Below are 14,602 nucleotides of genomic sequence, written 5' to 3'. Positions count from 1 at the left end.
GGGAACGAGGGGCAAGGGTTACACCGCTTCGCGGTAAGGATTGCGCGGGTCCTGCGTCCAGTTCAAAAACGGCTTGCCGTTATCGATCGGCACCATCTCGATGCAGCCGGCCACCGGGCAGGTGATCTGGCACAGGTTGCAGCCGACGCACTCATCGTCGATCACCTCATACAGATGCGTGCCATCAGCCTGCTTCAAGCTGGCAATGGCCTGGTGCGAGGTGTCCTCGCAGGCAATATGGCAACGCCCACAGCCAATGCACGCCGCTTGATCAATCTTGGCGATGACCTGGTAGTTGATGTCCAGGTACTTCCAGTCTGTGGTATTGCCCACCGCCCGCCCGGAAAACGCCTGCAGGTTGGCATGGCCCTGGCTGTCCATCCAGCGCGACAAGCCGTCCTTCATCTCTTCAACGATGCGAAACCCATGCAGCATCGCCGCCGTGCACACCTGCACCGCGCCGCAGCCCAGGGCGACGAATTCCGCGGCGTCGCGCCAGGTACCGATGCCGCCGATGCCGCAGATCGGCAGGCCGTTGGTCTGTGGGTCACGGGCGATTTCGGCGACCATGTTCAACGCAATCGGCTTGACCGCCGAGCCGCAGTAACCGCCATGGGTACTCTGGGTGCCGACCACCGGCAGCGCGACCATGCGTTCCAGGTCCACGCTGGTGATGGAGTTGATGGTGTTGATCAGCGACACCGCATCGGCGCCACCGCGATAGGCCGCTCGCGCCGCCACGCGGATGTCGGTGATGTTCGGCGTGAGTTTGACGATCACCGGCAGCGAGCAATAGGTCTTGCACCAGCGCGTCACTTGCTCCACGTACTCCGGCACCTGGCCGACGGCGGCGCCCATGCCCCGTTCGGGCATGCCGTGAGGGCAGCCGAAGTTCAGCTCGATGCCGTCGCAGCCGGTCGCCTCCACCAAGGGCAGGATGTTTTTCCAGGACGCTTCGACACAAGGCACCATCAGCGAGACGATCAGCGCGCGGTCCGGCCAGTCCTTTTTCACCTGGGTGATTTCCCGCAAGTTGATCTCCAGGGAGCGGTCGGTGATCAGTTCGATATTGTTGATGCCCAGCACTTCGCGGTTGGCGCCATAGTGCGCGGAGTAACGCGACGACACGTTCACCGCCGCCGGATCTTCCCCCAGGGTTTTCCACACGACGCCACCCCAGCCGGCCTCGAAGGCGCGCACTACGTTGTAGGCTTTGTCGGTGGGCGGCGCGGAAGCCAGCCAGAACGGATTGGGCGCTTTGATTCCGGCGAATACAATCGAGAGATCGGCCATTACGCAGCCTCCACAGTCAGCATGAGTTGGGCATGCATGGCTTCGGCGGCCCGCTTGCCATGTTGTACTGCCTGAACGGTTAGGTCCTGGCCGAGGCTGACGCAGTCGCCGCCGGCATACACCCCAGGGATGCTGGTGCGCAGTTGCTCATCGACGAAGATGCGCTCGCCGACGCGGTGCAGCTGCTGGGCCAGCGGGTCGTGCAGGGCGTCGTTGTCGAAGCCTTGCCCGATCGCCTTGAAGATCGCATCGGCGGCCAGTTCGAAGGTTTCCCCGGTAGGCAGCAGGCGACCGTTCTCCAGGCGGGTGCGGGCAAAGCGCATGCCGCGTACGCGGCCTTGGTCGTCGAGTAACACCTCGTCGGGTTGGGCCCAGGTCAACAGCCGGACTTGATTGGCCTTGGCGATGTCCTGTTCGTGGTGGGTTGCGCCCATGTCGGCCAGACCACGGCGGTACACCAGGTTGACATCGCGGGCACCGAGGCGGGCCATCTGCACGGCCATGTCGATGGCGGTGTTGCCGGCGCCGAGCACGATGCAGCGGTCGGCCAGGGGCAGTTGGGTGAGGTCGTCGGCCTGGCGCAGTTCGCGGATATAGTCGGTGGCGGCGAGCAGGCCGGGGGCGTCCTCAAAGGGCAGGCCCAGCTGTTTGCTGGCAGCGAGCCCCAGGCCGAGGAACACCGAATCGAACTGCTGGTGCAGTTCGCTCAAGGTCAGGTTGTCACCCAGGCGCTGGCCGTGGCGAACCTCGATGCCGCCAATCTGCAGGAGGAAATCCAGTTCCTTCTGGGCGAAGTCGTCCACCAGTTTGTATTTGGCGATTCCGTATTCATTCAGGCCGCCGGCTTTTTCCCGCGCCTCGAATATCACCACGTCATGACCGTGCAAGGCGGCGCGGTGAGCGCAGGCCAAACCGGCAGGCCCGGCGCCGACCACGGCGATACGCTTGCCGGTGGACGCGGCGCGTTGGAACGGGTGTTCGCTGAAGTGCGCGTTGTCGATGGCGTAGCGTTGCAGCAGGCCGATCAGCACGGGGGCGCATTCTTCGGCGTTATTGCGTACGCAGGCTTGCTGGCAAAGGATTTCCGTCGGGCACACCCGTGCGCAACTACCACCGAGGATGTTGGCCGAGAGGATTTTTTGCGCGGCCCCCTGCACGTTTTCGGTGTGGATATTGCGGATGAACGAGGGGATATCGATCTCGCTGGGGCACGCATTCACACAAGGCGCGTCGTAGCAGTACAGGCAGCGCGAGGCTTCCAGTTGGGCCTGGCGTGCGTTGAGGGGCGGTGCCAGGTCGGTGAAGTGGCTGGCGAGGGTGGCCCCGTCTTCGCGGGGGTGGGGGAGGTGGGTCAGGGTCTGGATCACGGTGTTGGCCTCACGGTTATTGAGGTGCTGCCTCTGATGGGCGATCGTTCCCACGCTCTGCGTGGGAATGCCTCACTGGACGCTCCGCGTCCGCTTTTTTTGGACTCAGCGGTTCACGGCCACTGGCTTGCAAAGCGCTGCCCGCTTGCTCAACTGCTCGAACACCGACGGATACGCCGGCCGCTCCACATACCGTCCGGCCCCTCGCTCGGCGCGCAGGTCACCATCGGCCCACACCAGCTTGCCCTGGCTGATGGTATGGCTGGGCACGCCGCGCACGGTCTTGCCTTCGAAGATGTTGAAGTCCACCTGCTGATGGTGGGTCTTGGCGGAAATGGTCCGCGTGCCCTCGGGGTCCCATAGCACCAGGTCGGCATCGGCGCCCACGCGTATCGCGCCTTTACGGGGGTAGAGGTTGAAAATCTTCGCGGTGTTGGTGGAGGTCAGCGCGACAAATTCTTGCATCGATAGACGCCCGGTATTGACCCCTTCGTGCCACAGCAGCGCCATGCGGTCTTCAATGCCGGCGGTGCCGTTGGGGATCTTGCTGAAGTCGTCACGCCCGGCGGCTTTTTGCTCGGCGCAGAAACAGCAGTGGTCGGTGGCGGTGGTGTGCAGGTTGCCCGCTTGCAGGCCGTGCCACAGCGCCTCTTGATGCCCGCGTGGGCGGAATGGCGGGCTCATTACATAGCCGGCGGCGGTCTGCCAGTCGGGGTGCTGGTACACACTGTCATCGAGCAACAGGTGGCCGGCGAGCACTTCACCGTACACCGCCTGGCCTTTGCCTCGGGCATAGGTGATTTCATCCAGGGCTTCTTTCGTCGACACATGCACCAGGTACAGCGGCGTGCCGATGGTCTCGGCAATCCGGATGGCACGGCTGGCCGCTTCGCCTTCCACCTGGGACGGGCGCGACAGCGGATGGGCTTCCGGCCCGGTGATGCCCTGGGCCATCAGTTTGCGTTGCAGGTGATACACCAGCTCGCCATTTTCGGCATGCACGGTGGGCACGGCGCCGAGTTCCAGGCAGCGTTCGAAACTGGCGACCAAGGTGTCATCGGCCGCCATGATCGCGTTCTTGTAAGCCATGAAATGCTTGAAGCTGTTGATGCCGTGATGGCTGACCAACTCGGCCATTTCCTCACGTACCTGCTCACTCCACCAAGTGATCGCTACGTGAAACCCGTAGTCGGCGGCGGACTTTTCGGCCCAGCCGCGCCACTGGTGGAAAGCTTCCATCAGCGATTGCTGCGGGTTGGGAATCACGAAGTCGATGATCGACGTGGTACCACCGGCCAAGCCTGCCGCCGTGCCACTGAAAAAGTCTTCACTGGCCACCGTGCCCATGAAGGGCAGTTGCATATGGGTATGGGGGTCGATGCCGCCCGGCATCAAGTATTGGCCGCTGCCATCGAGTATTTCAGTGCCTGCGGGAATATCCAGATTCGTGCCAATGGCGCGAATTAGACCCTCTGCACATAACACATCGGCGCGGTAACTTTCATCATGGGTAATAACGGTGGCGCCACGGATCAACAGCGACATGTCGAGTTCCTCACAGGCTTGACCGGCTTGTGCCAGTTCTAAGTGTTGTAATACTGCGCACCGAGGGTCGGTTAATTCCTGTCATCGGTGACAGGAATAGAAACTAGCCCGAGTTTTTCGAATGAGCAAGCAGATTTTTCGCAAACTTTTGTGTGTTTCATCTTGTTGATATTTATAAGAAAAATCCTATTTTCACCAAAATGAAGCATGCCCACCCTGTTTTGACGCACTTGACAGGTTCTTGATCTGATCAATATTTCTTATTGCAAATCAGGCGCTTGAGATATGCCGCTTGACGCCGTCGAGAAATAAAAATAATTGTGATGCACCAGATTGAGACCTGAAGGTTCTGGCAACTTGCGTATTGTTTAGCCTGACGCATGCGGCAAGTACCGCAGGTTCAATTGGAAAGCTGATAAACATCAGCACGTTATATAAGCGGTGCGGGTTCAGAGGCGGTTGTCGGCACGGTTATTGAGTGCACGGGCAGTTGGCCGGAACCCTGGATGTCATGTTGTCGATGCGGTACTCCGGCCACCTGAACCTGGCGTGCAGGTGAGCAACAATAATTTAAAAAAAACCGTGGAGCGGCCATGCAACAGAACAGATCGCAAGTCATCGAGCGCAACGGCCTGTACGAACTCGACGCCGGCCCCGACGTCCTCGACAGCCCTCGCTACAACCACGACATGGCACCCACCAAAGTGCACGAGCGCACCTGGAACAAATGGCACATCACGGCGCTATGGGTCGGCATGTCGATCTGCGTGCCCACCTACACCCTGGGCGGGGTGCTCACGGCGTATTTCGGGCTGTCGGTGGGGGAGGCGCTGGTAGCGATCCTGCTGGCCAATATCGTGGTGTTGATCCCGCTGACCCTCAACGCGTTTCCCGGCACCAAGTACGGCATTCCGTTTCCGGTGCTGTTGCGTTCGTCCTTTGGCATCCTCGGCTCCAACGTACCGTGCCTGATCCGCGCGCTGGTGGCCTGCGGCTGGTTTGGTATCCAGACGATGTTCGGCGGGCTGGCGATCCACCTGTTCCTGGGCTCGATTTTCGACGGCTGGAAAGCCCTCGGCGGTACCGGAGAGGTGATCGGTTTCATGCTGTTCTGGTGCTTGAACCTGTGGGTGGTGCTGCGTGGCGCCGAGTCGATCAAGCGCCTGGAAACCTTGTCGGCGCCGTTGTTGGTGGCGGTGGGGGTTGGGCTGCTGGTATGGGCGATGCCCAACGTGTCCCTCAGCGAGTTGATGGCGATCCCACCCAAGCGCCCCGAAGGCGCCAGCCTCACCGGTTACTTCATGGCGGGGCTCACGGCGATGGTGGGTTTCTGGGCCACATTGTCATTGAACATTCCGGATTTCAGCCGCTACGCCAAGAGCCAGAAAGACCAGATTCTGGGGCAGATTTTCGGCTTGCCGCTGACCATGTTCCTGTTCGCCGCCCTCGGCGTGGTCATGACCGCCGCCTCGGTGAAACTGGTGGGGGTCAGCGTCTCCGACCCGGTGAGTCTGATCGGGCATATACAGAGCCCGGTGTGGGTGGCCATCGCCATGGCGCTGATCATCGTCGCAACCTTGTCCACCAACACCGCGGCGAACATCGTCTCGCCCACCAACGACTTCCAGAACATTGCGCCCAAGCTGATCAACCGCACCACGGCGGTGATCCTCACCGGCTTGGTAGGGCTGGCGCTGATGGCCCATGAACTGCTGAAAAAACTCGGGCTGATCGTCTCGGACGTGAGTCTTGAAACCGTGTATTCCAATTGGCTGCTGGGCTATTCAAGCCTGCTGGGGCCGATTGCCGGGATCATGGTGGTGGACTATTTCATCACCCGCAGACAGCAGTTGGACCTGGCCGGCCTGTACCGCGACGACGTGTACCCGGCCTGGAACTGGAGCGGCTTTATCGCCTTTGGCGTACCGGTGGTGCTGACGCTGCTGTCGCTGGGCAGCGATGCGTTCAGCTGGTTCTACAGCTACGGCTGGTTCACCGGCTCGGCGTTGGGCGGGGTGTTGTATTACGGCTTGAACGCCAAGCGCGGGGCGAGCCCGATCACCGCCAAGGCGCCGTTGTAAACCACGGTCGAGGTGGGAGCTGGCTTGCCTGCGATAGCGGACTATCAGTTAAAGCCGTGTCGCCTGACACACCGCCATCGCAGGCAAGCCAGCTCCCACAGTTGACCGCGTCAATTCATAAGAACCTGTAGCCTGAGGAGACCTCCCCATGAACGCTGCCCTCGACGTTCTGCAATCGCCCCATCAGCACATCAACCGCGACCGTCTGTGGCAGTCGCTGATGGACCTGGCCGAACTCGGCGCCACGCCCAAGGGCGGTGTGTGTCGCCTGGCCCTCACCGACCTCGACCGCAAGGCTCGCGACCTCTTCGTGCAGTGGTGTGAAGCGGCGGGTTGCACCGTGACCATCGACGGCATCGGCAATATCTTTGCGCGCCGCCCCGGTCGCAATCCCGACCTGCCACCGGTAATGACCGGCAGCCATATCGACACCCAGCCCACCGGCGGCAAGTTCGACGGTTGCTTCGGCGTGCTGGCCGGTGTGGAAGTGCTGCGCACCCTCAACGACCTCCAGGTGGAAACCGAGGCACCGCTGGAAGTGGTGGTGTGGACCAACGAAGAAGGCTCGCGCTTCCCGCCGTGCATGATGGGCTCAGGGGTGTTTGCCGAGAAGTTCACCCTGGCCGATACCCTGGCCAAGGTCGATGCGGACGGCGTCAGCGTGGAGGAGGCGTTGAACGCGATTGGCTATGCGGGAACGCGGCCGGTCAGCGGGCATAAGGTCGGCGCGTATTTCGAGGCCCATATCGAACAAGGGCCGATTCTGGAGGATGAACACAAAACCATCGGCGTGGTGCTCGGCGCCCTCGGGCAAAAGTGGTTCGACCTGAAGCTGCGCGGTGTTGAGGCCCATGCCGGCCCTACACCCATGCACTTGCGCAAGGACGCCCTGGTCGGCGCGGCAGCGGTGGTGGCCGCCGTGAACGCGGCGGCGTTGGCGCACCAGCCCCATGCATGCGGCACGGTGGGGTGCCTGCAAGCGTATCCGGGATCGCGCAACGTGATTCCCGGTGAAGTGCGCATGACTCTGGATTTTCGTCATCTTGAACCGGCGCGGCTGGATTCGATGATTGCCCAGGTGCGTCAGGTGATCGAAGACACCTGCGCCAAACATGGCTTGAGTTTCGACATGCAGCCTACGGCGGACTTCCCGCCGCTGTACTTCGACAAAAGCTGCGTGGAGGCGGTGCGCAATGCCGCCAATGGCTTGGGCTTGTCGAACCTGGACATCGTCAGCGGGGCAGGGCACGACGCGATCTTCGTCGCTGAGCTGGGCCCGGCGGGGATGATCTTTGTGCCGTGTGAAGGCGGCATCAGCCATAACGAAATCGAAAATGCCGCGCCGGATGACCTGGCGGCGGGGTGTGCGGTGTTGTTGCGGGCGATGGTGGCCGCTTCAGCGGCCATCGCCAGCGGCCAGCTCGCGGCCTGATCGTTCCCACGCTCCGCGTGGGAATGCACCCTGTGTCGCTCCGCGTCACGATTTTAGAGGCAGACGCAGAGCGTCCTGAGCGGCGTTCCCACGCAGAGCGTGGGAACGATCAGTGGGTATTAACCCGGCTGCCAGCCGCCGCCCAGTGCGGTCAACAGCCCTACGCTCGCCTGCAACTGCCGGGTCTGCACCGCCTGCAACGCTCTCTGTGCCTGCAACGCGGCGGTTTGGGCGGTGACCACATCCAGATAGCTCACTGCCCCGGCCTGATAGCTGTTCATCGCCAAGGCCTGGGTATGTTGCGCCGCCTCTGCCGCCGCTTGCTCGTCCTCGGCTTGCTGCTGCAGATCCCGCAGTTGCGCGAGGTTATCTTCCACCTCGCGCACGGCTTTCAATACGTGGCTACGGTACTGTGCCGCGGCCTCCTCGAACTCGGCCTTGGCCTGGCGCTCGTTGGCGCTCAAGCGCCCGCCGTCGAAGATCGGCAGGTTCATCAGCGGCCCCAGTGCCCAATACCGGTTGCCGGCGGACAGCAGGTTGCCAACACCTTGGGTCTGCCCGCCCAGCACACCGGTCAAACTGAAATCCGGAAACCACGCTGCCTTGGCCACGCCGATCGTTGCGTTGGCCGCAAACACGCGACGTTCAGCTGCGGCAATGTCCGGACGACGCTGCAGCAGGTGGCTGGGCAACTGCGCCGGAATGCCTGGCAACGCCATTAACTGCGAGCTGGGCGGCAGTGAAAACTCACTGGCCGTCACGCCCACCAATTCGCCGATGGCATGTTCGGCGAGGTTGCGCTGGCCACGCACTTCGTCCAGCTGCGCCTTGGCTTCGGCCAGTTGGTTCTGCGCGCGGGTCAGGTCCAATTCCGAGGCAATCTGGCCTTCATAACGGCTGCGGGTCAGTTGCAGCGCCTGGCTGAAGTCTTGCAACGAAGTGCTCAGGATTCGGCGCTGCGCATCCAGCCCATTGAGCTGCACATACAGGCTCGCCAACTGCTGTTGGAGGCTCAAGCGCACCACCGCCAAATCATCAAAGGACGCTTGTGCCTGGGCATCGCCCGCGGCGACCTGGTTGCGGATTCTGCCCCACAGGTCGAGGTCGTATCCCAGGGAGAACCCAGCGGTATTGCTGTTGTACACCGACGGCTGTGTAGTACCGCGTAACGGTCGTGAATCCGATTGACGCTGGCGCAGCGGTTGCACGCTGGCGGTGATTTGCGGGAAAAGGCCCGCGTGCAGTTGACTGGCATAGGCCTGGGACGCATCGAAGTGCGCCAGCGCCGCGGCCAGGTCCGGGTTGGCCTTGAGCAGTTGCTGCTGCAGCGCGTTCAGGCGCGAATCGTTGTAGAGCTGCCACCACTGGGGCGCCAGTTGGTCTGACGGTTGCGCGCTGTGCCAGGGGCCATCGCTGGTTTGTTCGCGGTAGTGGGCGGGCAGGTCAATCGACGGCACCGTATAGGTGGGCGCCATCGAGCAACCCTGTAACGCCAGCACCATCAGTGCCGCCAGCGACTTAAGCCTTGGGCGCATGCGCACCTCCCGAGGCGGCGGCCAGTTGCACTGGGTCGCCTTCGCGCAGTGCGTCGGGCGGGTTGTCGATGATGCGGTCAGCAGGCTTCAGGCCTTGGTCGATCACCAGGCGCTCGCCGAGGTCCAGGCCAATATGAATGTCTTGCAGGTGCACATGATTGCGCCCGTCCAGCACCGCAACCTGGGTGCCCTGGGCGCGGAAGATCAAGGCGCTGGCCGGGATGCTTACGCCATGGGTGTCAGCCGGAATCGGTAGGGTGACTTCGGCGTAGTCGCCCGGCAGCAGTTCGCCGTTGGGGTTGTCGGCGACGAACTGGGCCAGCAGGGTGCCGGAGCGGCGGTCGATGGCGGTGGAGTCACCGATCAGGCGTGCCTTGAAATGCTCGCCGGGGTGCTCGGGGACGGTCAGTTCGACCTCAAGGCCCGCATGAATGACCGCTGCATAGTTCTGCGGCACCGGCACGTACAAGCGCAATTGGTGGGTGTCGGCAATGTTGAACAGTTCTGGATCGCTGGCGTTATCGGCTTTGATCAACTGGCCGATGTCCGTGTTGCGGGCGGTGATGGTGCCGGCGAACGGCGCGCGCAGGGTCTTGTAGCTTTCCAGGGCGCACAGTCGCGCATAGTCTGCTGCAGCGGCTTCGGTGTTGGCCTTGGCGGCTGCGGCGTTGGAGGTTTTCTCATCGGCGTCCTGGCGCGATACCGAATGGCTGGCCAGCAGGTTTTGCCAGCGGGTCGCCGTGGTGGCTGCCAGGCGTGCATTGGCTTGTTGCTGGATCAGGCGCGCATGGGCCTGGGCCAGTTGTTGGTCAAGGTCGGGGCTGTCGATTTCGGCGAGGATTTGCCCGGTCTTGACCTGGGTCCCGATGTCGACTTTCCAGTCCTTCAAGTAGCCGCTCACCCGCGCATGGATAGCCGCCTTGCTCCACGCCTCCAGGTGGGCGGGCAGGCGCAGGGTGTCACCGCCGGCGTTTGGCTTGGGTTGGAACACCATCACCTGGGGGACGGCGGCGGCTTCGGTCCAGGCAGTGACCGATTGCTCGTGCAGCGTACGCGCGTGCAGGCCGCTGGCGACCAGCAAGGCAGCCAACGTCAGGCCACCGACACCCAGGAGCATCAGGCGCTTGCGCGAGGGTTTTTGATCAGGCGACATGGGGCGTTTCTCCAGCAGTTGCGCGAGTAGGATGACGACCGTGGACCAGGCTGAAGACCACGGGAACAAACAACAAAGTGGCGACGGTGGCGAAGACCAGGCCACCGATGACCGCTCGGCCGAGCGGGGCGTTCTGCTCCTCGGAAATCGCCAGGGGCAACATGCCAATGATCATTGCCAGGGCGGTCATGCACACCGGGCGAAAGCGTGTGTAGCCGGCTTCCAGCGCGGCGTTCAACGCATCGCCATGTTCGGCCAGGCGCTCACGGCAGAAGCTCACCACCAGGATCGAGTTGGCGGTCGCCACACCCATGCACAAGATGGCACCGGTGAGTGCTGGTACCGACAACGAGGTGCCACTGAGGAACAGCATCCACACGATGCCCGCCAATGCTGCCGGCAACGCCGTGATGATCACAAAAGGGTCGGCCCATGATTGGAAGTTGACCACGATCAGCAAGTAGATCAGCACCACCGCGCCGAGCAGTCCGAAGCTCAAACCACTGAACGCCTCATGCAGCGCATCGATCTGCCCGTGCAGGCTGATGGTCGCGCCTTTGGGGCGCATGGACGCCGTGTCATCCAGCACCTTTTGCACATCGCGGGCCACACCGCCGAGGTCGCGACCTTGCACGTTGGCGTACAGGTCCAGGGTCGGTTCGATGTTGTAGTGGGTCACCACGGCCGGGCTTTGTACCCGGGAAATAGTCGCCACGCCGCCGAGGATTTGCGCCTGGCCATTGGCACCGGTCACCGGCAGCGCTTCCAGGGACGGCAGGCTGTCGAGACGGTATTGCGGGGTAGCGGCGACGATGGAGTAAGACACGCCATTGGCCGGGTTGAGCCAGAAGGTCGGCGCGGTTTGCGAGCTGCCGGCGAGGGAGGCGACCATGCTGTTGGTGACGTCACGCTCGGTGATGCCCAGGCCATTGGCGCGCATACGGTCCACGTTTACTTGCAGCGAGGGGTAGCCGGTGGACTGCTGGATCCGCAGGTCGGCAATCCCCGGTACATGTTGCAAGCGCCGTTCAAGCTCGACGGCATAAGCGCGGTTTTCGGCGTCATTGCGCCCGGAGATTTTGACGTCCAGCGGGGCGGGGGCGCCGAAGTTGAGGATCTGGCTGCTGATGTCGGCGGGCAGGAACGCAAAGTGGCTGCCGGGGAAACTTTGCGGCAGGGCTTCGCGCAGTTTTTTCACATAGTCGGCGGTGGGCGCGTGGTGCGTTTTCAAGCTGACTTGAATATCGCCATCCTGCGGGCCGATGGTGCCGCTGCTGCTGTAGGCCATGTCGATGCCGCTGAGCGGAATGCCAATATTATCGACGATGGTGTCCAGCTCTTCGGCGGGGATGACCTCGCGGATCCGCGCTTCGATGCGGTCGAACGCCGCGGCGCTTTCCTCGATGCGCGTGCCCAGTGGCAAGCGCACATGCAGGGCCAAGGCACCCGCATCGGTGGCCGGGAAAAAGTCCTGGCCCAGGCTCGGCAACAACAGGAACGATGCGAGTACGCAGGCCAGGAACCCGACAACGAAGCGCTTGCGTGCGCCCAGTGCCAGCGTCAGCAGGCCATGGTAGGTGTCGCGGACATTGGAAAAGTGCCGCTCGAATCCCTGTTGAAAATTCAGCACCGATTGCAGCAACGCATTGCGTGGTTTCGGGTGTTGTTCACCCTCGTGGTGATTGATGAATGCATCTTCCGGATGATGCCCCGCGCCTGGCTCCGGCCTATGCGGTTTGAGCAAAAACATCGCCAGTGTCGGCACCAGGGTGCGCGAGAGAATGAACGAACTGGCCATGGCAAAGATCACCGCCAGCGCCATTGGCCGGAACAGGTAACCGGCGATGCCTTGCAGCAAAAACATCGGCACGAACACGATGCAGATGCACAACAGCGAGACGAACGCCGGGCCGACGATTTGCGCGGCGCCGTCGAGAATCGCGGCCTTCACCGCCTTGCCTTGCTCCAGGTGCCAGTTGATGTTTTCGATGGTCACCGTGGCGTCGTCCACCAGGATGCCCACCGCCAACGCCAGCCCGCCCAACGTCATGACGTTGAGGGTTTGCCCACTGACAGCCAATAGCGCGATGGCCGACAGTACTGCCAGGGGAATCGACGCGGCGATGATCAAGGTCGAGCGCCAACTGCCGAGAAACAGCAGGATCATCGCACTGGTGAGCAGTGCAGCAATGATGCCTTCCTGGGCCACGCTGCCCACCGACTGCTTGACGAACGCCGAGGCATCGCCCAGCAGCGAGGTTTTCAGCGACGGCGGCAGGGTTTCGTCGATGCGCGGCAGCATCTGCCGGATACCGTCGATGATCGACAGGGTGGAGATGCTGCCGTTTTTCAGCGCCGGCATCAGCACGGCGCGATGGCCGTCGACCCGCACGATATTGGTTTGCGGCGGTGAACCGTCGCGCACGTGGGCCACTTGGCCGATGGTGATCAGCGCCCCGTCAACCGTCTTGATCGGCAGGTCGTTGAGTTCATCGATGGCCTTGGGGCTGTTATTGAGCAGGATCGTGTATTCGTTGAGGCCCAGCTTGGCGGTGCCCACCGGGATGATCTGGTTCTGCAGCGCCAGGGCATTGCCCACATCCTGGGCCGACAAGCCTTTGGCGGCCAGCGCCTGAGGGTCGAGGTCGAGGGTGATCTGCCGTTGCTTGCCGCCCATCGGTGTAGGCATGGCCAGGCCAGGCAGGGCGCTCAAGGGCAGGCGGATATTGTTCTGCACCAGGTCGCGAATTTTGGCTTCCGACAGGCTGGGGCTGGAAAACGCCATTTGCAGGATCGGCACCGTGGAGGCGCTGTAGTTGAGGATCAGCGGCGGGGTGATGCCCGGTGGCATTTGCTTGAGCACAGTCTGTGACACCGCCGTGACCTGGGCGTTGGCGGTACGGATATCGACGCCAGGCTGGAAGAAGATCTTGACGATGCCCATGCCGGGCAGCGATTGCGACTCGATATGTTCGATGTCGTTGACGGTGGTGCTCAGGGAGCGTTCGTAGGTGTAGATCACCCGGCCGGCCATGGCGTCCGGGGACAGGCCGTTGTACTGCCAGACCACGGCGACCACGGGAATGCCGATATCGGGAAAAACATCCGTGGGCGTGCGCAGGGCCGCCATCGGCCCGATGATGCAGATGAATATAGCCAGCACGATGAAGGTGTACGGCTTGTGCAGTGCGGTCTTTACCAGCCCGAGCATGCGTGAGTCTCCGAGAAGAGCAGGATTGCAAACCCCGGCAGTCTTGACCGACCCACCTAACACGCACCTTTCAGCCAGGTGAAGGAAGTTTTAGTCAAGGGCTGAAGATACTTTCATAGGGATTCATTTGTTCCAGGAAGGGCGGCTGATCAAGCTTGTCAGCCATCGGATACGCCCTTTTTACATCTGCCCTTTGGAGCCCTGTCATGTCACTTAAACCACTGTTGTTAGTTCCCGTCCTTGGCTTTGTCTGTTTGTTGTCGGCGTGCGCCGGCCCGATCCCCAAGGCGGACCCCAGCCAAGCCTGGATCGGCTTGCAGGAAGAAGCGCCGAATGACCTGATGGCCGAGCGTGTCGATGGCAAGCGTGTGGACGATGGGCGCTATTTTGAAGTGACCCCGGGGGACCATCGCCTGGACGTGACTTTATTTGAAGACGAGCCGGGTGATGACAACCAGCAGGACTGCCAGGGCCGCATCGAGTACAAGCATTTCAAGGCAGGTGAGCACTACACCCTGGTGGAATCGAGCCTGGGCACCACGGTGCGTGCGTCCCTTGAGGACGGCCACGGCAAGGAAATTGCCGCGACCCAGGACTTCAATTGCATGCCTGGCTAGGCGTGATGCGCCGTCGTCTTGCGTGGCTCGGCGGGTTCAGCAGGTTTGACGTGGGGATGATGATGCCGGCGCGTCACGCGCATGACCCCCCACAGCATGGCGGCGGCGACGGCCAGCCAACCACAGATCAACAGGAAAATCGTTGTCGCAAGGCTCATTCGGGCCTCCTTTCGCCCACTTGGGGCACACACAGTCTTCTCAATGGACAGTCTAGCCAGCCGGCGGTTGCCTGCTATTGACCAATGGTCGAGTCTGTCCAACTTGTTTGCTCTATCAGCGCCGCTTTACTGGGCCAGTGGGCTATACCGGCGGGGCGGGGCGCCCTATGATCGGGGCCTTTACCGGCAGTTGATCAAGAGAGTGAAAAA

10 protein-coding genes are annotated in these 14,602 nt (G+C 62.2%); 3 read left to right on the top strand and 7 right to left on the bottom strand.

All coding sequences use genetic code 11. The features are described 5' to 3' along the window. Positions 1-18 precede the first annotated feature (18 nt). The 3 genes from preA to hydA form a co-directional block, all read right to left on the bottom strand. A complete protein-coding gene (gene preA / locus GH769_RS14130) occupies positions 19-1,293 on the bottom strand; it encodes an NAD-dependent dihydropyrimidine dehydrogenase subunit PreA (RefSeq protein ID WP_014718999.1) in 1,275 nt (424 codons plus the stop codon). Then, positions 1,293-2,660, bottom strand: coding sequence for an NAD(P)-dependent oxidoreductase (locus GH769_RS14125; protein ID WP_014718998.1), 1,368 nt, complete (start codon positions 2,658-2,660; stop codon positions 1,293-1,295). Before GH769_RS14125 ends, preA begins: the two co-directional genes overlap by 1 nt. 105 nt (positions 2,661-2,765) lie before the next feature. Then, positions 2,766-4,205, bottom strand: coding sequence for a dihydropyrimidinase (gene hydA, locus GH769_RS14120; RefSeq protein ID WP_019818077.1), 1,440 nt, complete (start codon positions 4,203-4,205; stop codon positions 2,766-2,768). Between the two features lie 593 nt (positions 4,206-4,798). On the opposite strand from hydA, the gene GH769_RS14115 reads away from it, so the two are divergent. Further along, complete coding sequence (locus tag GH769_RS14115) at positions 4,799-6,286, top strand: NCS1 family nucleobase:cation symporter-1 (protein WP_019818076.1); 1,488 nt, start codon at positions 4,799-4,801, stop codon at positions 6,284-6,286. 148 nt (positions 6,287-6,434) lie between these two features. Then, positions 6,435-7,718, top strand: a complete 1,284-nt coding sequence (locus GH769_RS14110; protein ID WP_020301675.1) for a Zn-dependent hydrolase — start codon at positions 6,435-6,437, stop codon at positions 7,716-7,718. Between the two features lie 119 nt (positions 7,719-7,837). Here GH769_RS14110 and GH769_RS14105 read toward each other — a convergent pair whose 3' ends face one another. From GH769_RS14105 to GH769_RS14095, 3 genes are read right to left on the bottom strand one after another with little or no spacing between them, the layout of a single operon-like run. Then, positions 7,838-9,253 (bottom strand): efflux transporter outer membrane subunit, encoded by a 1,416-nt coding sequence (locus GH769_RS14105; RefSeq protein WP_020301674.1) that lies wholly within the window; start codon positions 9,251-9,253, stop codon positions 7,838-7,840. Beyond that, entirely contained in the window at positions 9,237-10,406 is a 1,170-nt protein-coding gene (locus GH769_RS14100; protein ID WP_020301673.1) for an efflux RND transporter periplasmic adaptor subunit, read from the bottom strand. The genes GH769_RS14105 and GH769_RS14100 overlap by 17 nt, the downstream gene beginning before the upstream one ends. After that, positions 10,396-13,617, bottom strand: a complete 3,222-nt coding sequence (locus GH769_RS14095; protein ID WP_032903441.1) for an efflux RND transporter permease subunit — start codon at positions 13,615-13,617, stop codon at positions 10,396-10,398. The genes GH769_RS14100 and GH769_RS14095 overlap by 11 nt, the downstream gene beginning before the upstream one ends. A gap of 206 nt (positions 13,618-13,823) precedes the next feature. On the opposite strand from GH769_RS14095, the gene GH769_RS14090 reads away from it, so the two are divergent. Next, on the top strand, positions 13,824-14,234 hold the full coding sequence (locus GH769_RS14090; protein ID WP_003192269.1) for a hypothetical protein: 411 nt from the start codon (positions 13,824-13,826) through the stop codon (positions 14,232-14,234). On the opposite strand, the gene GH769_RS28850 is transcribed toward GH769_RS14090, so the two are convergent. Continuing rightward, positions 14,231-14,392 carry a hypothetical protein gene (locus tag GH769_RS28850; protein ID WP_003192266.1) on the bottom strand — a complete coding sequence of 54 codons (162 nt, stop codon included), beginning with the start codon at positions 14,390-14,392 and terminating at the stop codon, positions 14,231-14,233. The two genes, GH769_RS14090 and GH769_RS28850, sit on opposite strands and share 4 nt — an antisense overlap. Between the last annotated feature and the right edge of the window lie 210 nt (positions 14,393-14,602).

It is taken from the genome of Pseudomonas sp. CFSAN084952 (genome assembly GCF_009648855.1).
Taxonomy (GTDB): domain Bacteria; phylum Pseudomonadota; class Gammaproteobacteria; order Pseudomonadales; family Pseudomonadaceae; genus Aquipseudomonas; species Aquipseudomonas paracarnis.
This window is presented reverse-complemented; position numbering and strand designations above follow the sequence as displayed.

Excerpts from the sequence above, each read along its gene's own strand:
- preA (WP_014718999.1), bottom strand. The coding sequence starts at position 1,293 with ATGGCCGATCTCTCGATTGTATTCGCCGGAATCAAAGCGCCCAATCCG.
- GH769_RS28850 (WP_003192266.1), bottom strand. The coding sequence starts at position 14,392 with ATGAGCCTTGCGACAACGATTTTCCTGTTGATCTGTGGTTGGCTGGCC.
- GH769_RS14090 (WP_003192269.1), top strand. The coding sequence starts at position 13,824 with ATGTCACTTAAACCACTGTTGTTAGTTCCCGTCCTTGGCTTTGTCTGT.
- hydA (WP_019818077.1), bottom strand. The coding sequence starts at position 4,205 with ATGTCGCTGTTGATCCGTGGCGCCACCGTTATTACCCATGATGAAAGT.
- GH769_RS14095 (WP_032903441.1), bottom strand. The coding sequence starts at position 13,617 with ATGCTCGGGCTGGTAAAGACCGCACTGCACAAGCCGTACACCTTCATC.
- GH769_RS14110 (WP_020301675.1), top strand. The coding sequence starts at position 6,435 with ATGAACGCTGCCCTCGACGTTCTGCAATCGCCCCATCAGCACATCAAC.
- GH769_RS14100 (WP_020301673.1), bottom strand. The coding sequence starts at position 10,406 with ATGTCGCCTGATCAAAAACCCTCGCGCAAGCGCCTGATGCTCCTGGGT.
- GH769_RS14115 (WP_019818076.1), top strand. The coding sequence starts at position 4,799 with ATGCAACAGAACAGATCGCAAGTCATCGAGCGCAACGGCCTGTACGAA.
- GH769_RS14105 (WP_020301674.1), bottom strand. The coding sequence starts at position 9,253 with ATGCGCCCAAGGCTTAAGTCGCTGGCGGCACTGATGGTGCTGGCGTTA.